The 19,399-nt window shown below is 34.2% G+C and carries 17 protein-coding genes and 1 pseudogene; 11 read left to right on the forward strand and 7 right to left on the reverse strand.

Going from position 1 to position 19,399, the window contains the following annotated elements:
- Positions 1-111: 111 nt before the first annotated feature.
- Together BR50_RS09300 and BR50_RS09305 are read right to left on the reverse strand one after the other, a co-directional pair.
- Positions 112-753, reverse strand: a complete 642-nt coding sequence (locus tag BR50_RS09300) for a DsbA family protein (protein WP_211249830.1) — start codon at positions 751-753, stop codon at positions 112-114.
- A gap of 231 nt (positions 754-984) precedes the next feature.
- Positions 985-1,556, reverse strand: a pseudogene (locus BR50_RS09305) (CYTH domain-containing protein).
- A 195-nt stretch (positions 1,557-1,751) separates the two neighbouring features.
- On the opposite strand from BR50_RS09305, the gene yjbM reads away from it, so the two are divergent.
- From yjbM to BR50_RS09335, 6 genes are all read left to right on the forward strand, one after another.
- The gene (gene yjbM / locus BR50_RS09310) at positions 1,752-2,408 is read left to right on the forward strand and encodes a GTP diphosphokinase (protein WP_034548115.1); all 657 of its coding nucleotides are present in this window, start codon (positions 1,752-1,754) and stop codon (positions 2,406-2,408) included.
- A 65-nt stretch (positions 2,409-2,473) separates the two neighbouring features.
- Positions 2,474-3,286: an NAD kinase gene (locus tag BR50_RS09315; RefSeq protein WP_034548116.1), complete on the forward strand. Its 813-nt coding sequence runs from the start codon at positions 2,474-2,476 to the stop codon at positions 3,284-3,286.
- Complete coding sequence (locus BR50_RS09320) at positions 3,276-4,187, forward strand: RluA family pseudouridine synthase (protein WP_034549132.1); 912 nt, start codon at positions 3,276-3,278, stop codon at positions 4,185-4,187. Before BR50_RS09315 ends, BR50_RS09320 begins: the two co-directional genes overlap by 11 nt.
- 29 nt (positions 4,188-4,216) lie before the next feature.
- Positions 4,217-5,581, forward strand: a complete 1,365-nt coding sequence (mgtE, locus tag BR50_RS09325; RefSeq protein ID WP_034548117.1) for a magnesium transporter — start codon at positions 4,217-4,219, stop codon at positions 5,579-5,581.
- Positions 5,582-5,656: 75 nt separating this feature from the next.
- Positions 5,657-6,673: a ComEC/Rec2 family competence protein gene (locus BR50_RS09330; protein ID WP_034548118.1), complete on the forward strand. Its 1,017-nt coding sequence runs from the start codon at positions 5,657-5,659 to the stop codon at positions 6,671-6,673.
- Entirely contained in the window at positions 6,663-6,899 is a 237-nt protein-coding gene (locus BR50_RS09335; protein WP_245792841.1) for a DUF3006 domain-containing protein, read from the forward strand. The genes BR50_RS09330 and BR50_RS09335 overlap by 11 nt, the downstream gene beginning before the upstream one ends.
- Positions 6,900-7,008: 109 nt before the next feature.
- On the opposite strand, the gene BR50_RS09340 is transcribed toward BR50_RS09335, so the two are convergent.
- Positions 7,009-7,443 (reverse strand): GNAT family N-acetyltransferase, encoded by a 435-nt coding sequence (locus BR50_RS09340; RefSeq protein WP_034548120.1) that lies wholly within the window; start codon positions 7,441-7,443, stop codon positions 7,009-7,011.
- Positions 7,444-7,605: 162 nt separating this feature from the next.
- On the opposite strand from BR50_RS09340, the gene BR50_RS09345 reads away from it, so the two are divergent.
- The 5 genes from BR50_RS09345 to BR50_RS09365 all read left to right on the forward strand — a co-directional run bounded on the left by BR50_RS09345 (position 7,606) and on the right by BR50_RS09365 (position 13,676).
- A complete protein-coding gene (locus BR50_RS09345) occupies positions 7,606-8,640 on the forward strand; it encodes a M42 family metallopeptidase (protein ID WP_034548122.1) in 1,035 nt (344 codons plus the stop codon).
- 18 nt (positions 8,641-8,658) lie between these two features.
- Positions 8,659-9,753, forward strand: a complete 1,095-nt coding sequence (locus BR50_RS09350; protein WP_034548124.1) for an AI-2E family transporter — start codon at positions 8,659-8,661, stop codon at positions 9,751-9,753.
- Positions 9,754-9,896: 143 nt separating this feature from the next.
- Positions 9,897-11,252, forward strand: a complete 1,356-nt coding sequence (locus BR50_RS09355) for an FAD-dependent oxidoreductase (protein WP_034548127.1) — start codon at positions 9,897-9,899, stop codon at positions 11,250-11,252.
- Between the two features lie 146 nt (positions 11,253-11,398).
- Positions 11,399-11,947 carry a thermonuclease family protein gene (locus BR50_RS09360; protein ID WP_034548129.1) on the forward strand — a complete coding sequence of 183 codons (549 nt, stop codon included), beginning with the start codon at positions 11,399-11,401 and terminating at the stop codon, positions 11,945-11,947.
- A gap of 145 nt (positions 11,948-12,092) precedes the next feature.
- Complete coding sequence (locus BR50_RS09365) at positions 12,093-13,676, forward strand: peptide chain release factor 3 (RefSeq protein WP_034548133.1); 1,584 nt, start codon at positions 12,093-12,095, stop codon at positions 13,674-13,676.
- A 68-nt stretch (positions 13,677-13,744) separates the two neighbouring features.
- Here the strand turns inward: BR50_RS09365 and BR50_RS12645 are convergent.
- The 4 genes from BR50_RS12645 to BR50_RS09385 form a co-directional block, all read right to left on the reverse strand.
- Positions 13,745-14,520 (reverse strand): IS5 family transposase gene (locus BR50_RS12645; protein WP_143298355.1). Its coding sequence is split into 2 segments (ribosomal slippage): positions 13,745-14,181 and positions 14,181-14,520, totalling 777 coding nucleotides; the frame shifts between segments, so codons are not numbered across the junction.
- A 127-nt stretch (positions 14,521-14,647) separates the two neighbouring features.
- Positions 14,648-14,929 (reverse strand): DUF1827 family protein, encoded by a 282-nt coding sequence (locus BR50_RS09375; protein WP_034548139.1) that lies wholly within the window; start codon positions 14,927-14,929, stop codon positions 14,648-14,650.
- A 355-nt stretch (positions 14,930-15,284) separates the two neighbouring features.
- Positions 15,285-17,528, reverse strand: coding sequence for an ATP-dependent Clp protease ATP-binding subunit (locus BR50_RS09380; RefSeq protein ID WP_034548142.1), 2,244 nt, complete (start codon positions 17,526-17,528; stop codon positions 15,285-15,287).
- 386 nt (positions 17,529-17,914) lie between these two features.
- On the reverse strand, positions 17,915-19,231 hold the full coding sequence (locus tag BR50_RS09385) for an IS1380 family transposase (RefSeq protein ID WP_034548144.1): 1,317 nt from the start codon (positions 19,229-19,231) through the stop codon (positions 17,915-17,917).
- Positions 19,232-19,399 lie beyond the last annotated feature (168 nt).

Raw genomic sequence — 19,399 nt, forward strand, 5'->3', positions numbered from 1 at the left:
CGCACTAAAAAATTATAGATCAAAAATTTAATAGTATGCAAAAAAAAACTAAGCCAAATGATATATTGGCTTAGTTTTTTAGTATCAATAAAAATTAGATCAAATTGAATTTTAAAGTACTTGCAATGAAGCTTTATTAATTAAACGGGTTTTATTTTTTGAGATTATTTGATTTCTTGCTTCAATGATCATTGGATTAGGGTTTTGCAGTGCTTGAAGCAGTTCGACCGTAATGCCTTCTTCAATCAATAAACCGTGCTCTTTATGATTGTCATTAAATAGTAAACAAGAAGGGGTATTAAAAGCATTTACCTCACAAGCTATTTTTTGATCAGCTTCAAAAGAAGTTTTTGTAAAGTCTAATTCTTTATCTTCAAGAAACATAGGAATATCTAATTTGGCTTGCTCAGCAGATTCCAAAACAAGATTTTCTGAAAAGACTCTATTTTCTTCAAGTAATGCATGTTGCAATTCAAGTAGGAAATTACGGCCTTTTTTCTTTCCTTGCATAGTTGCAGCAGTATAATAAAGACAAATGTCATACACTACAGAATGTACAGAATTACGTAACTCTAAATCACTTTTTGGTAAGTTGTTTGTAGAAAGATACTGAGTCACCGTGGTTAAATTATGAACTGGAATAAAATTAACACGAATTTTACTAGCAGCTTTTTCAATAAAATTTAATACTTCCTTTTCAGCTTGGAAACAAGTAGAATCAATTGGATTAATAAATAAATAAATTTCAATCAACTCATTATGAGCTGATCCATTTTTAGTATACGTAGTTGAGAACATTTATCTTCACCTTAGTCTTAGTATTTTTAAATCTATTTTCGTACTCTATTGTTGTTTACAAGTATACTTTATCAAAAATAGCTAAGAAAATATAATAAAGGGTCTCATTTTCGGATGATTTTTTGTACAAATTGTAACAAAGCCGCCACATTTCGGTTTTTCTATCTTAATACCATTAATAATTAATCAACTTGATTCCATCATTCGTTTGATTTTATTTTTCGTTGATCGTTTTTTGATTGAATAGAGCTGAAGTAAATGGTCAAAATAAACTTCCCCTACTTCACGAGAATTTGTTTCGAATTCTAACTCATAGTCTGTTTTAGAGCCATACGAACTTTCATCTATTACAATTAGACCTTGCTCAATTTTTTTTCATAACGCTTTGTTACCAATGAACCAAATAAAGAGAGTTCTTTTAAATTAACGTTCAATTCAGTTAATTGCTTGGCTACATGGCCATCTAATTTGATCGTATGAGTATTTAAGAGCAGTTTTCCTTGCTTCAATGATAAGTTATCAGTCGTTTCTAAAAAATCTTTTCCAGTAGGTGTTTTTAGTGTTAGTTCTGCAGAATCTGAAAATAAACGGATGCGTAAAGCAGAATGTAATTTTTTTAGTTTCCAATCTTTCGTATCGTAATAATAATTTTCTTGAAGATAAAAATCTTTTTCAGATAAGTTTAAGCTGCTTAACAATTTAGTATATTCATTTTTTGTTAAACTATTGTTAAATTCAATTTCTACCTGCTGAGCCATTTATTTCATCCCTTTTTAACTTGATTTAAGTATCGTGATAAGTATATATTTTACTAGTGCTAAATTATCTATCTATCATATCATTTTATTTCTATTTTAGTATATTTCATCTTTCTAATTAAATATGTTAAAATGAAGCCATATAGCGCTTTGAAAAGTGCGAAATCATAAGTTCCTAGAAGAGGGTATAAAGTGATGAATCAAGATCAAAAGTGGGAAGATTTTTTAATACCTTATAATCAGGCTGTTGAAGAATTAAAAATAAAACTAAAAGGAATTCGTAAAGAATTTAGTAAAGGGAATCGGCATATTCCAATCGAATTTGTTACTGGGAGAGTAAAACCGGTAAATAGCATTATTGGAAAAGCAGCTTTAAGGAATATTCCGTTCGATAAAATAGATACTGAGATGCAAGATATAGCAGGATTAAGAATCATGTGTCAATTTGTAGAAGATATTCATGAAGTAGTTAGACTTTTAAGAAATCGAAATGATATGAAAATAATTGAAGAACGAGATTATATAACGAATAAGAAGGAAAGTGGCTACCGGTCGTACCATGTTGTATTTGAGTACCCAGTGCAATTGATCGATGGCGAAAAAAGAATACTTGTTGAGATACAGGTGCGTACATTGGCAATGAATTTTTGGGCTACGATTGAACATTCATTAAACTATAAATATCAGGGTGAGTTTCCAGATGCTATTAATGTTCGTTTAAAACGAGCTGCAGAAGCTGCTTTTCAACTAGATGAAGAAATGTCTCAAATTAGAGAAGAAATACAAGAAGCGCAACACTTATTTTCTCACAGTAAAAGACCAGTTATTGATGAAACATCAAACAGGTATTAATTTATTTGGTAGTTACTGTTTGAGATTTCTGCATTATCAGGTGTAATTAAAAGGGAGGGACAACTTTGAAAATAGCAGTAGTTAATAATAATGGAGAGCAATCTTTAAAACTAGCTAAAGAATTTCGGATACTCTGCTTGAAAAACCGTCTTCTATTAGATGATAAAAATCCAGATATCGTTGTAACGATCGGTGGAGATGGAACATTGTTGTCCGCTTTTCATAGGTATGCCCATATGTTAGATCATGTTCGATTTGTGGGGGTACATACAGGACATTTAGGTTTTTATACAGATTGGCGAGATTACGAGTTAGAAGATTTAGTCTCAAGTTTACTTAGAGATGAAGGTGAAAGTGTTAGCTATCCATTGCTTGATGTTAAGGTAACATACCAAGGGCAAAAGGAATCTTCTCACTTTTTGTCCTTAAATGAATCAACAATGAAACGGATAGATGGAACAATGGTGTGTGATGTATTCATAAAGGATGAACTGTTTGAAAGGTTTAGAGGAGATGGAATGTGTGTTTCGACACCTACTGGTTCGACTGGCTATAATAAGTCTGTAGGAGGAGCAGTTATCCATCCTCGACTGGAAGCACTACAGCTGACTGAAATCGCTCCTATTAATAATCGGGTATTTCGTATTCTAGGTTCACCCTTAATTGTTGCACGGGATGAATGGATCAGAATCAAACCAATCACAACTGAGGGGTTTGTTTTAACCATCGATCAATTGACATCTTCCGAAAAAAATATTACTGAATTAAATTATAGCATTGCGAAAGAACGCATTCACTTTGCTCGTTACAGACATACTCATTTCTGGAGCCGAGTTGAAGATGCTTTTATTGGAGCGAAAAAAAAATATGAAATTTAGTTGGATATATGATCTGCCAACTAGTCTACAAGTGAAATCATTTTTAAAAATAAAAGGAATTTCACGTAGTTTACTAGCAAAAATAAAGTTCCGCGGCGGGAAAATTGAAGTCAATGAAACTGAAGTAACTGTGCGTTATCTCTTGAAAGAAAACGATAGTATACAAATCACGATTCCTAATGAAACTCCTCATGAAACAACAGTTCCTATCGATATTCCGATTGATATCTTGTATGAAGATCAACATTATTTAGTTGTAAATAAACCTTATGGAGTTGCTTCGGTACCGTCTCAAGTTCACCCTGAAAGTACCATGGCAAATCGAGTTAAAGGTTACTATGTACGTCAAGGTTACGTTGATCAAGTTATTCATATTGTGACTCGACTTGACCGAGATACTACAGGATTAATGTTGTTCGCTAAACATGGCTACGCACATGCATTAATGGATGTGCAGTTAAGAAGTAAAGAAATTCAAAAAAAATATACTGCACTGATCAAGGGTCAGCTAGACGAAGGGGAACATGGATTTATTGATGCTCCTATTGCACGAACTGTCGATTCCATTATTACAAGAAGAGCTCATTCCTCTGGAAAAGAAGCTTTAACCGAGTATTGGGTCAAAAAGTCTTTCCCACAAGCAACCTTGGTCGATATTCAATTGCATACCGGAAGAACTCATCAAATAAGGGTTCATTTTACTCATATTGGCCACCCGTTAATGGGAGACGACTTATATGGTGGTGAGAAGAATAATTGGATAGTTAGGCAAGCGTTGCATTGTAATGAATTAAATTTTATACACCCTTTTACAAACGAAAAAATAAATCTTACACTAGACCATCCTGAAGATATTGCCCAATGGCTACATCAGCATAAGCAGCAAGAGGTCAATCGTTAATGAAATGAATTTAGGAAGGGGTGTAGCCCTTGAAAGAAGTACAAGTAGAATTTGAAGAGCAAATAGAACAGTTGAAAAGCTATTTAATAGCTGAAGATATCAATTCATTCAGAGAAAAATTTTTAGAATTGCACGTTTATGAACAAAGTCAAGTTTATCTATCCTTGTCAAAGGATGAACGTTTAAGAGCATATAACTTTTTATCTCCTAATGAAATGGCAGATACGTTCGAAATACTCGAAGAAGAAGAAGAATCAGTCGAAAAATATTTGGAAGAAATGAACCCTCAGTATGCTGCAAATATGCTGAGTGAAATGTACCGAGATAATGCAGCAGATATGCTGAATCAACTAGAACCTTATACGATCAAAAAATACTTAAGTTTAATGCCAAAAAAAGATGCTGATGGCATTAAAAAATTGTTGAAGTATGAAGACGATACTGCTGGTTCAATTATGACAACTGAGTATATTTCAATTTTTGCAAATCAGACGATCCAGTCAGCCATGGCGATTTTAAAAAAGAAAGCACCAGAAGCTGAAACGATTTATTATGTATATGTAGTAGATGCAACTAGAAAATTAGTTGGTGTTATATCATTAAGAGACTTAATCGTGCATGAAGACGATGAAATGATTTCAGACATTATGGGTGATCGTTTGATATCTGTAAACGGCAATGATGATCAAAGAGACGTCGCGCGCACTATGCAAGATTATGACTTTCTAGCTATTCCTGTAGTAGACGATGAGGAACGGTTGATAGGAATCATTACTGTAGATGATATCATGGATGTTATCAGTGATGAAGCAGCCAGCGATTACTCCGGTTTAGCTGGGGTCGATGTAGAAGAACGATCTGAAAACCCATTTGTTGTTGCTTCAAAAAGGCTTCCTTGGTTGATCATATTATTATTCCTTGGAATTGGAACCTCCACTTTAATCAGCAATTATGAAGAGATGATCAGTAAAGCAAGTATTTTAGCTGTATTTATATCATTGATAACAGGAACTGCAGGAAATGCAGGGACCCAATCATTAGCTGTTGCTGTTCGTAAATTAGCAGATAATGATGAAAATAAAAGAAATTTCAAGAAATTAATTATAAGTGAAATAGCTTCCGGTCTGATAACCGGTGTTGTGACAGGAGCCACAATATTCTTAGCAGTAGGAATTTGGAAAGAAAATTTTGTTTTAGGATCAGTTATAGGTATAGCAATGCTAGTAGCAATCACAATTGCCAATCTTGCCGGAAGTTTCATCCCTATTCTAATGGAAAGAATAGGGTTTGACCCTGCAGTTGCTAGTGGCCCATTTATTACGACACTTACAGATTTAACCAGTGTATTAATTTACTTTAATATTGCTGCATTGTTTATGGAATATTTAGTTTAGAAAAATTATTAGCGAGATAGTGATTAAATTTATAAAGATGGAAGCTACAATTGCGCTAGAAAAGGATGAACATTTGTGCCAGTAAGAAAAAAAAAGAAGATTACCAAGAAACAAAAAGAAAAAAGAACAAAATTTATTTCTGCTGGATTAGTCCTTCTGCTAGTTTTCTCAGTAGGATTATTTTTAGGGGAGAATAAACAGTCTGATCTTACTTTAAATAGGGGAATAGAGTTATTTAAAGAAGAATTGCTTACTTTTTTCAATACGAAAGAAGAAATAGATCAAACAGAAAATCAAGAAACAACGATTCGTTTCTTGGATGCTAATCAAGGATCTGCAACACTGATCCAAGCAAAAGACGGTACGACGATCTTGATGGATAGCGGACGATATGAAGATAAAGATAAAAAAATCATTCAACAATTGGATCAATACGTTGGAACAGGTGGGAAAATTGATTTGCTTATCTTCACGCACAACGACTCAGATCACATTGGTAATGGAGATCTTATTACAAACTATTATGACGTCAAAGAAGTTTGGATGAATGGAAATGATGCTACAAGTCAAATCTATGAGCGACTGTTAGACGCTATCGGTAAAAGCAATGCCATTTATACAGAACCAAAAACTGGTGAAAACTATCAAGTAGGACCTTTTAAAATTGAAGTGTTAAACCCTAATGAGCAATCAAAAAATGATCAAAATGATGATTCGATCATAACTAAAATTACTGTCAATCAAGTAAGTGGTCTATTCAGTGGAGATGCCTCTCAGGGCATCGAAAAGACTATTTTTGAATCTGGAACAGATCTAACAGCAGATTACATTTTAATGGGTCATCATGGATCGGATACCAGTACTAGTGAAGAGTGGATAAAAGCTAGTCGACCAAAATTTGCTATTTTTTCAGCAGGCGAAAATAATAGCTATGGACATCCTGGTGAAGAGGCAATAGATCGTTTAAGAAAACAATCTATTCCAATTTATGGAACGATTGAAAATGGAACGATAACAGCTACTATTCATGAAGATGGAACTTACAGTATTGAAACTGAGAAGGGGGATAATCTTGTTGAAGATGATGCTTGAAGAAATAGAAGGTGAGCAAGCTCGATTTATCCCTGATGAAGGTTCACCCATTCATGTGGCAAAAGATTTTTTGCCACAAAATTATCGAATCGGTGAAATCTATGAGGTGACCATTGAAGGTGAACGAGTTCTTGACATTGTCCCTTTAAAAGAAGAGACACAGAAACGACTTGCTAAAATGAAACAAAAACGAGTAGAACTACTTAAAAAAAATGAAAATCATTGAAATATCAAGAAAATTAATTTGATTTAAGATTGAAAAATAGTGCTGTAAACAAACAGAAAAATATCCTGTTTGTTTACAGTACTATTTTTTTTGACTTCGCATAACGAAATCAATCAAGGTCCTTGCTCATCGTATGGTGTGGGATACCAGCATCCATAAAACCTTCGCCTTCAACTTGATAACCTAAATTTTTATAAAAATTTAGAGCATGATCTTGTGCATCAAGTATTAATTTTTCGACATGTTTGGTTTTTGCATAACGTTCTATTTCAAGCATTAATTGCTTTCCTAATTTTTTTTTGCGAAAATCAATAGAAACAGCAACGCGTTGAACTTTAAATGTTGTTGCGTTTTTTTGATAGAGTCTGGCTGTAGCAACAGGTTTATTTTCTAAGTAACCAATAACATGGATCGTTTGATCTTCTAAATCGTCAATTTCTAATTCTAGCGGAACGTATTGCTCTTCTATGAAGACTTTTTTTCTAATTTCTATGGCATCAGTATAGTAGCTCGTGTTTAAATCGGTTGTCCAAATATATTCCATAATATCCCTTCTTTCTATCTATGTAATTAAAATCGTAACATAACTTATTAAAGGAATCTATAATAATAAATCATCCGCAGCTTTTATCTTGAGATTCTTTATTTATTGCTGTGGATGAACTATACTAAAGAATGTAAACTAAAAAGAATGGTGGCTAATGTGATGAATGAAAGAACGATCCAACTTGTTGAAAAATTAACAACAATACCTTCACCAACAGGGAATACGTATGAAATAATTGCTTTTATCCAAAACTATTTAAACAAGTTAGGCTATGAAGCTAAAAAAACAAATAAAGGAAGCTTAATGATTACTGTAAAAGGAACAAACCATCAAAAACAACGATTCGTAACAGCACATGTGGATACATTAGGTGCAATGGTGAGAGCTATTAAACCCAATGGACGCCTAAAACTGGATTTAATTGGCGGTTTTCGTTACAACGCAATTGAAGGCGAATACTGTACAGTACATACAGATCAGGGAAAGATATCCGGTACGATCTTGATGCATCAAACGAGTGTCCATGTTTACAAAGATGCAGGAACTGCCGAAAGAAATCAAGAAAATATGGAAGTTCGTATCGATGAGAAAGTTCACACAAAAGAGGAGACAAAAGCCTTAGGCATATCTGTAGGAGACTTTATCAGTTTTGATCCTAGAACTGAAATTACAGCGAATGGTTTTATTAAATCTCGTCATTTAGATGACAAAGTTAGTGTAGCTATATTATTACAATTTTTAAAAAAAATTAATGATGAAAAAGTTAGCCTCCCTTATACAACACATTTTTATATTTCAACTAATGAAGAAATTGGATACGGTGGAAATTCAAATATCTCTGATAAAGTGGTAGAGTATCTAGCTGTTGATATGGGCGCAATGGGGGACGACCAACAAACCGACGAATATTCTGTTTCTATATGTGTTAAAGATGGCAGCGGTCCTTATCATTACGAAATGAGAAAAAAACTTACGCAAATTTGTGAAGATAATGCTATTCCATATCAATTAGATATTTATCCATTTTACGGTAGTGATGCATCCGCTGCGATGGCAGCGGGGGCAGACGTTCGTCATGCACTGATTGGAGCAGGTATTGAAGCAAGTCATGCTTATGAGAGAACGCATGAAGAATCGATAACAGCAACAGAACAATTGATTGAGTGCTATTTATTAAGTAATATGCTAGATTAATCGGAGAGGACAAATTTTATGGATTATTTTAAAAAATCAAAATTAATGTTTTGGACAGTTTGGCTATTGGTTAGTGCCACATTGATATTTATGAGTACAAAAATTGATTTCGTTTTTCAACCTTTAACTACATTTTTTTCGACATTATTTACACCGATTATTATAGCTGGGTTTTTATATTACTTATTGAATCCTTTGATTGGACAATTAGAAAAAATTAAAATTAAACGAAAATATGGTATAATAATCGTTTTTTTATTATTTTTAGGGTTTCTAATATTTCTAGCTATTTCAGTTATTCCTAATTTACTTGAACAATTAGGACAATTGATTACGAGTATACCGTCATTTTTGAAAGCATTAGAAGACTATTCTAATGAACTTCTTCAAAAACCGATGTTTGATAATTTTGATTTGGAAAAAAGTCTAAGCCAAATGGACTTATCGATCGAGAATATTGCAAATACAATATTTACGACATTAACTTCAAGTGTAGGTTCTTTGATAGGAGCAGTGGCGAATACAACAATTGTCATATTTACTGTTCCAATCATCCTATTTTATATGTTTAAAGACGGTAAAAATTTTCGTCCGTCAGTTGCTAAATTCTTTCCAAAAGATTATCGGGGCCAAATGATTGAACTGTTAGGCCAAATGAATGAGACAATTGCTTCTTATATAAGTGGACAAACGCTAGTTTGCCTATTTGTAGCAGTATTTACGTATTTAGGCTATTTAATTACAGGAATGCCTTATGGCTTATTATTAGGCAGCATTGCGGGAATCACCAATATTATCCCTTATATCGGTCCTTATATTGGGGCTGCACCGGCAGTCATTATCGCATTAACTATTTCACCAACACAAGCGCTATTGGTTGTATTAGTTGTTTTAGTGGTCCAACAAATTGATAGTGCTTTTATTTCACCGAATGTGATTGGGAAAACATTATCAATCCATCCTTTGACCATTATTATCTTATTATTAGTTGCAGGAAATATCGCTGGAATCATCGGAATGATTTTAGGGGTTCCGACATATGCTGTTGTTAAAACAATTGTTGTTTATTTAAAAGATATGTTTATGATTAGGAAAAAACATGCTTCAACTTAAAAAAAATAATAAAGCGTTGTTTTATTCATACGGTTTGTGATATAATTTTCATAGTGAAAGTATGAACATTTTTTCACAAAAAGATGTTAAAGATGTTATAGTTACGAATACACAAAAAATAGCTTTGTAGGAGGATACAAAAAATGAAAGTAATCGTTATTGGATGTACTCATGCTGGCACCTCAGCTGTTAAAACAATTTTAAAAGAAAATCCATCTGTGGAAGTTTCTGTTTTTGAAAGAAATGACAACATTTCGTTCTTATCTTGTGGAATTGCAATGTACGTTGGAGGAGTTGTAAAAGATGCTGCTGGTTTGTTCTATTCTAATCCTGAAGAATTAACTCAAATGGGCGCAAGTGTTAAAATGGAACATAATGTTACAAGTATTGATACTGAAGCTAAAAAAGTAGTTGTAGAAAACATGACTACTGGAGAAGTATTTGAAGAAACTTATGATAAGTTAGTTAACACAACAGGTTCTTGGCCTATCATACCGCCGATTCCTGGTATTAAAACAAAAAATGTTTTATTATGCAAAAACTATAATCAAGCTCAAGAAGTGATCAAACAAAACCAAACAGCTAAAAAAGTCGTAATTGTTGGTGGAGGATACATTGGTATTGAATTAGTAGAAGCATTTGAGCAATCGGGCAAGCAAGTAACCTTAATTGATGGATTAGATCGTATTCTTAATAAATATTTAGATCCAGAATTTACGGATGTATTAGAGAGTGCTATAGAAGAACATGGCGTTAAAGTAGCGTTGAACCAAGCAGTTACTTCATTTAATGCTGATGAAAATGGTTCAGTTAAATCTGTAACAACTCCAAAAGGGGAATATGAAGCAGATTTAGTTATCTTATGTGTCGGATTCCGTCCAAACAATGAATTACTAAAAGGTAAAGTTGATATGATGCCAAACGGTGCGATCCTTGTGGATGATTACATGAGAACAAGTGACAAAGACATATACGCAGCTGGAGATAGTTGTGCAGTTCATTACAATCCAAATAACGGATCTGCTTATATTCCTTTAGCAACAAATGCTGTTCGTATGGGTACTTTAGTAGGTAAAAATATCATTGAGCCTAAAATAAAATACAGAGGAACACAATCTACTTCAGGTCTGTACTTATATGGATACAATATTGGGTCAACAGGTGTTAACGTCAATAGTGCTTCACACTTCGGCCTAGAGGTTCGTTCAGTTTTTATTAAAGACAATTACCGTCCAGAATTTATGCCTACAACTGAAGAAGTTATGATGAAATTAGTTTATGAAGTGGGAACAAACCGCATCGTTGGTGGACAAATCATGTCTAAATATGATGTAACAGCTTCTGCTAATACACTTTCATTAGCTATTCAAAATAAAATGACGATTGAAGATTTAGCTTATGTTGATTTCTTCTTCCAACCTTATTTTGACCGTCCTTGGAACTACTTGAACATCTTAGCTCAAGCAGCTTGTGATCAAGAAGATCAATTAGCTAAATAATCGACACTGTAAATCAAGTAAATGCATTATATGAAAAAATAAATTTCTGAAACTTGATTGTCTAAGAGATTCATAATAAAATAGTAAAGGGTCTGAGATATCTTTCTCAGACCTTTTTTTATAGGTGAATAATTAGGAGGCAAGTCATGAAAATGAACAAAAAGATCATATCTGGACTAGCTGCTCTTGTCCTTTCTGTTAGTGGTTTATACATCATAGATCAAGATAAGGAAACAACTTCTACTCTAAAAACAGAACAAATAGCTATTGAACTCGTAAGAACCATTGCCGGAGATACCATCGTCTTTAATGAAAATGGTGCAGAAAAAAAGTTGAGGCTGCTTCTTATTGATACCCCAGAAAGCAGTAAAACTAAAACCGGTTCTGCTCAGCCATACGGTATAGAAGCGAAAGAATTTCTTGCCAATTATTTGAAAAAGAAAAATTTATCAATAGAATATGATCCTTCTCATGAGAAAATCGATGACTATGAAAGAGTGCTAGCCTACCTTTATGCAGATGGAGAACTGGTACAAGAAGTAATGGTTGAAAAAGGTTTGGCACGCGTAGGGTACGAAAATGGAGATGAAATTTACTTGGGGGAACTTGAAGAGGCGGAACAAAAAGCAAGTGCTGTTGAAGTGAATATCTGGTCTATTGAAGGGTATGTTGGAGATTACGGATTTAATAAATAGTGAATAGGGTATAAAATGTAATACTAAATATGCTATAATAATTGAGGTAACGATGCATGCTGCCATACTTGAGGCATGTTTGACTAAGGATACAGTTATAGATTAATTAAGGTAAATAAAAGACTTATTAGATGAGGGATAAATTATGGAAGATTATTTAAAAAAGGAAGTAGAGTCGCGAAAGACATTTGCAATTATTTCCCATCCGGATGCGGGGAAAACGACGATCACTGAGCAGCTGTTGTTATTTGGTGGAGCAATTCGTCAAGCTGGCACGGTAAAAGGAAAAAAAACAGGGAAATTTGCTAAATCAGATTGGATGGAAATTGAAAAACAACGTGGAATTTCTGTTACCAGTTCGGTTATGCAATTTGATTATAAGGATAAAAGAATCAATATTTTAGATACACCAGGACATGAAGATTTTTCTGAAGATACTTACCGTACACTAATGGCGGTCGATAGCGCAGTGATGGTCATTGACAGTGCAAAAGGTATCGAACCCCAAACAAAAAAACTATTTAAAGTTTGTCGCATGCGTGGCATTCCAATTTTCACGTTCATTAATAAATTAGACCGCGATGGAAGAGAGCCGTTAGATTTATTAGAAGAATTAGAAGAAGTTTTAGAAATTGATTCTTATCCGATGAACTGGCCGATTGGTATGGGTAAAGGATTATTAGGACTTTACGATAACTACAATAAAACAATTGAGATCCATCGTCCTGAAATTAACGGCTTAGATGGACAGAAGGTCATAAAATTGAATGAGGCTGGGGAAATCGAAGGAGATCATCCTATTAAAGCGTCAAGTTTATATTCGCAAGCTTTAGATGACATCGAGTTGTTGAATGAAGCTGGAAATGAATTTTCAGAAGAGAAGATTGCTTCGGGTAAACTTACCCCTGTATTCTTTGGATCAGCATTAACCAATTTTGGAGTAGAAACCTTTTTAAATACCTTTATCAATTTTGCACCAAGCCCGACAGCTCATACGACAACGAGTGGTGAAAAAATAGAACCAACGACAAATGAATTTTCTGGTTTTATTTTTAAAATCCAAGCTAATATGAATCCTGCCCATCGAGACCGGATCGCTTTTGTGCGTATATGTTCAGGAACGTTTGACCGCGGAATTGATGTTACATTAGCGAGAACAAACAAAAGAATAAAATTATCAAATTCAACTCAATTTATGGCTGAAACCCGTGAAGTTGTACAGCATGCTGTTGCAGGAGATATTATAGGGCTTTATGACACTGGTAATTTCCAAATTGGCGATACAATTTTTGAGGGAAAATTAAATGTGGAATATGAAAAACTTCCTCAATTTACTCCGGAAATGTTTATGAAAGTGAATGCTAAAAATGTGATGAAACAGAAATCATTTCATAAAGGTGTGCAACAATTAGTTCAAGAAGGTGCCATTCAACTGTATAAAACGTTCCATACGGAAGATTATATCATTGGGGCAGTTGGGCAATTACAATTTGAGGTATTTCAATACCGTATGTTAAACGAATACAAATCAGAAACCATTATGACCCCTATGGGAAATAAAATTGCCCGTTGGATCAAACCTGAAGATCTGGACGAAAATATGTCTTCAAGTCGTAATTTACTGGTACGTGATCGTTTCGGGAATCCCTTATTCTTATTTGAAAATCAATTTGCATTGCGTTGGTTTGCCGATAAATACCCAGATGTCGAATTAACGTCATTATTATAAAAAAACAAACCATTCTATTTTAATTTAGAATGGTTTGTTTTTTTTTTTTATTAGGTTGTGTCTTAAAACTATTTGGTTAAGAGAAAAATAGCTGCTATATATACAAAGGCTAAGTAGGACGTTGCGAGTTTATCATAACGTGTCGCGATATGACGGAAATGCTTTAACTTATTAAAGAAACACTCCACCAAATGACGTTCTTTATATAGCCACCAATCAACAGTCCAAGGTTCTTTTGTATTTTTCTTTGGTGGAATGGTATAAGTCGCATCGTGATTCGTCACATAAGTCCGAATGTCTAAAGAACCGTATGCACGATCGCCAATAACATTACTGCCTTGTATTTCAACGTGTTGAAGAACTTCAATAGCGAGAACACTATCATGGAGATTTCCACCTGATAGCTGAAAATATAATGGATTTCCTAATCCGTCTACGATGACATGTATTTTTGTTGTGTGCCCACCACTGCTTTTACCGATATGTTGCGAGATGACAGAATTTAGCCCCCTTTTTTTACACCGGCACTCTGCTGATGCGCCGTTACAACGGTTGAATCGATACTCAAGTTTTCGTAATCTGCTTCATAATTCAACGTAATAAAAAGGGATTCAAGTAAACCAGTATCACGCCATAAACAAAAGCGGCTATAGACCGTTTTCCATGATCCGTAACGTTCTTTTGGCAGATCTCGCCAAGCAGCACCGCTTCTAGCAATCCATAAAACAGCATTGAACATTATACGATTGCTTTTAGGTGGTCTACCTGTGTGATATTCGGGAAACAGATTTTTGATTTGATTCCACTGCACATCAGTCAGCTCATAACGTTCAATACTCATCATGATCACTCCTGTTTTCTTTTATTATACCGAAAATCAGGATGGCAGTCAGTTTTCAGACACGCCCTAATTAAAAGGAAAAATATTTTTTTGGGAAAATCACTTGAAATAAAGTTGTTCACTATAAAAGTCAGTCTTCAATAGGTACAGAAAGTTCAACAATATGTGGAGCATGTAGAATATCAACATTTTCTAAAGTTGCTTCAAGGATACTTTCTAATACAAAACTGATTTCCGCATTCTTTATATTACGGTTTTTATTTAGTAAAAGAACATCTTTATGTGTTGCAGCACCTGAATAGATAATTGTTGTCGGACCTAAAGAAAAAACTTTCACAAAATTTGCATCAGTATTCTCTAGTTGTTCCATCACAAGATCAGAATGATTATTCGTAACATCTATTAGTTTCATAATCTTTCACCTCTTTTTATACCGGTTAGGTTACATACATTATATAATTAAAAACGGAACAATTCAAAGCATTTCAACTGCCCGGCACTTACTTAAGTGAAAACGATAAGAAAAATAAATGTAATTTAAAGCAGCAACAACTTAGTATGACAGATATGAATCAGCCAAAACTGAGTGAAATAGTTCAAATGGTACGCATAACTATACTGAATATTATTATTATTTAGGATAAGTTTATTTTAAGAGAAGTAGTGACCAAAATAATCTAGTCATTAGTTCAGTGATTTGCCAAAAAGATAGCACTCCATCAAGATATTTTTATCTTTATTGGAGTACTGTCTCTATATTTTAAAATTTAATTTTCGGTATCGGGTTCTTCCTTTAATCCAGTAGGAGATCCTGCTGAGATAATTTCTTTTGCCTCTACAACAATGTTCCCTTCATCGTTTGTTTTTGCAATCAATTCTTTTACAGAAGGGTAATCAAGATAGAAATCTGCAATTCGATCTTCAATTTGTTCTTGAATAACACGTCGCAAAGGACGCGCGCCTAATTTTGGATCATAGCCTAATTCGACTAGTTTTTCTTTAGCAGAAGGTTCTACTTCGATTGTTATACCTTGATGTTCGAGCATATCATTTACATCCTTTATCAATAAATCGACAATAAATAATAAGTTTTCTTTTGTAAGAGAATTGAATTCAACGATTCCATCAAAACGGTTTATAAATTCTGGTTTGAAGTAATCTGTTAAATGATTCAATATGGATTTTTGTGTACCAGAAGCGGTGGCACCAAAACCTACGCTAGCTTCTATATCACTCGTACCAGCATTGCTTGTCATAATGATAATAGTATCTTTAAAACTAACTGTACGGCCTTGGGCATCCGTTAATCTGCCATCGTCAAGGATTTGTAGAAACATATGCAACACATCAGGGTGAGCCTTTTCAACTTCATCTAATAAAATGATACTGTAAGGATTGTGACGAACTTTTTCGGTAAGTTGACCTGCTTCTTCATAGCCAATATACCCAGGAGGAGAACCAATTAATTTAGAAACACTGTGTTTTTCCATATATTCACTCATATCAAATCGAATATAGGCTTCTTTGTTCCCAAATAGTTCTAATGCTAGTTGTTTAGCTAATTCAGTTTTCCCAACACCAGTAGGGCCGATGAAAAGGAAAGAACCAATTGGACGGCTTTTATTATTGAACCCAACACGGCTTCTGCGTATCGCCCTAGAAACTTTGTCGATTGCTTCATCTTGTCCAATAACATGCTTTTTAAGATCTTGTCCCAAGTTCCGTAATTGTGTTTGCTCTTTTTCTTTTAAATCTCCTACAGGAATATTTGTCTTCATTTCAATAATTTCGATCATATCCTGCTCAGTTACTGTAGGCTCATCTGAATCAGGATTTTGTTGATCTCTCATGGTAGAGAATTTTTTAGCCTGATCACGATAAAAAGCCGCTTTTTCATAATCTTCTTGTTGTAAAGCTAGTTGTTTTTGTTGAGCAGCTTCTGCAATTTTATCCTCCAATTGTTTCGGATCAACAACTTGTATCGTTAAATTCTTTTTAGAACCCGATTCATCTAACAAATCAATCGCTTTGTCGGGCAAAAAACGATCTTGAATGTAACGGTTAGATAAGCTAACGGCGCTCTTAATAGCTTCATCCGTGTAATGAACATGATGGTAATCTTCGTATTTTTTTTGGAGACCTTGAAGAATAGTAATAGTTTCTTCAACGGATGGTTCACTAACACGTACGGGCTGCATACGACGCTCCAAAGCAGCATCTTTTTCAATCGTGCGGTACTCTTTTAACGTTGTTGCCCCGACCATTTGCATTTCACCGCGTGCAAGAGCTGGTTTAAGCATATTGCCAGCATCCATACTGCCTTCCGCACTTCCGGCTCCAACAATTTCGTGGACTTCATCAATAAACAAAATTATTTGTGGATTTTTCTTTAATTCATCCATTAATTGTTTCATACGTTCTTCAAACTGACCACGTATGCCCGTTCCTTGAACTAAGGAAGCAACGTCTAGTCGAATGACTTCCTTACTTAATAATTTTTGAGGCACATCACCATCAACGATTTTTTGTGCTAAACCTTCAACAACTGCCGTTTTACCAACACCAGGTTCACCTGTCAATACAGGATTATTTTTAGTCCGGCGATTTAGAATTTCAATCACTCGTTCAATTTCCTTATCGCGTCCAATGACTGGATCTATAGCCCCTGTTCGTGCTAAATCGGTTAAATTCGTTCCATATTCACCTAAAAGTCCAGGCTTTTTATTTATAGGCGGCTGACCTCCAGAACCCTTTTGAGTGGGAGGGACGCTTGAATTATTTTGTTGTGAGTTGTTATTTTGAGGATTTTGCATGGAACGGAAAAATTGATCTAAATTACCGAAACCAAAAGGATCTTGTGGTGATCGATTATTTCTGATCTCGCCATGATTTTGAGCATCTTTTATAAGTTGGTAACAATTTTGACAAACATCCAATTGACCTTTTTGGCCATTCATATTGGTGTATAAATGGATAGTTGCTTCACGTTGATTGCAATTTTGACATAACATTTAAACACAACCTTTCATTTAGTAGGTTAGTAAATCAAATAAAATTAAATAAATGATTGACCATTACTGACCTTTCTAGTTATCATTATACACTGACCTTTTTTGACTTTCAAGTAATTGGTACTATAATTTTTTGTTTTTTTGAATTAAACTGATTATGATCAAGTTAGTTAAAACATTAGTAAAGGCCTGAATGATTCATACTTTTAAAAAAAATAATAATTGGTGCATTTTTCACTTCTTTCAGGTCATTAGTTTGTTAGGTTTACTTATTTTACTTCAAATTTCCAAGTCACTTATTTTTTTGTCAGAAAATTAAGATTTTTAGGCATACTAACCCCTTGAAATTAGCCTTTTTTTTAAAACTATTCCATTAGGTGTGAGTGTTACTGCCATTTGAAATGCTGAATATTCCGCAAGATTTTATGGAAAAGTTCATGGTAAACGTGATAGGAACTGAGTTTTAAAAAGGTTTTTCGTCCAGAATGAACAAGTTTACCCGCTACTTTAAATAAGAGCAAACGAATAGTTGAAACTTGAAAACCTTTGGTTTCTTTCGTAAAACAAAGAGTACGCATAAAATTGACGATGTTGTAAGCTAGTACACTCACCATCATACGTGCATGATTTTCTAAAAAACGAGGACTGTTGGTTTTATCGAAATAAAATCCATTTTTGGCCTCTTTAATGTAATTTTCCATGGTGCCTCTTTTAGAATAGGTTTGAAAGACCGCTTCTGCAGAAAGGTTCTCTGATAAATTGGTTATGATAAATTCATGTCGAGTAATCAATTCGGTTGCTTCGCGCGTAGATTTAATACAAATTCTTCGTGGATGTGTCCAGCTCTTCGCTTGATAGAGTGTAGAAGCGTAGTGAACTTCTTTTTTATCCCAATCCTGCTGGTCATTTATAGATACAAATTGCTCAGCGATTTTTCCTAAGTTGCGATTCGATTTCAATCGAACAATATAAAAATTTTGACGTTTTTCACACAGTTCATATAATTCAGGAGTTGCAAAACCACTATCTGCACGCACTAGAATAGAACTTACAGGTACGGTTTCTTGGTAATGGTCAAAAAGTGGTCGGACAAAATCTGCAACACCATTGGATGTGTACACATTACCAGAACGAAGTTCTGCTTTCAAAAAGTCGCCAGTCAGACCTTCAAAGGCAACAAGTGGATGATAGCCATTCGTTTGGTAATGGGCATTATAATTCGACTTCTCCTGATTGCCAAAGGTATCCGAATGTGTTGAGTCTAGATCAAAAATCATTTCAGTTGTATTACGAGCAGTACGTACTTTATCAATCAGGATTTGATTGACTTCTTGTAATTGGGAAATGTTTTCTTGACTTAACCGATCCCATAAACGAGAAATAGACGGTTGTGAAGCGAGTTGCTCTTTAGCTAATAGACTCTGGAAAATGGGATCTTTTGATAAAACGTCAGCCGAAGAATCCGTTTGATATCCAGCAATCAATTGAAAAAGGATTTGTTCAATAATTGAATGATTAGCATGGTTATAGTAAAGTCGATCATCGTTAATAGTGAGGGTTTGTTTCAAAATGTTAGAGAAATTAATGGTGTGCATGAATTCCTTAACTAATATCAATCCGGAATCTGAGGATAAATTACCCCCAGAGTGAGATACCGTAATGTTTGAATTGAAAAGCAAACGATTTTCATGTAAAGTTGCCATAGAGAGAACCCCTTTCTTTGGTTATGTTTAGTCGCTTTAACCATAGCAGATTGGGGTTCTTTTTGCACACCCAAAGGGTGCTGAGAAAATTAACTCAAACTAGCGTTATAACAGTTTTTCCAGAGCGTTTTAGAAAAAGTATGAATTATTCAGGAAAGGAAGTCTTAA

Origin of the sequence: Carnobacterium alterfunditum DSM 5972 (assembly GCF_000744115.1) — a bacterium.
Lineage (GTDB): Bacteria > Bacillota > Bacilli > Lactobacillales > Carnobacteriaceae > Carnobacterium_B > Carnobacterium_B alterfunditum.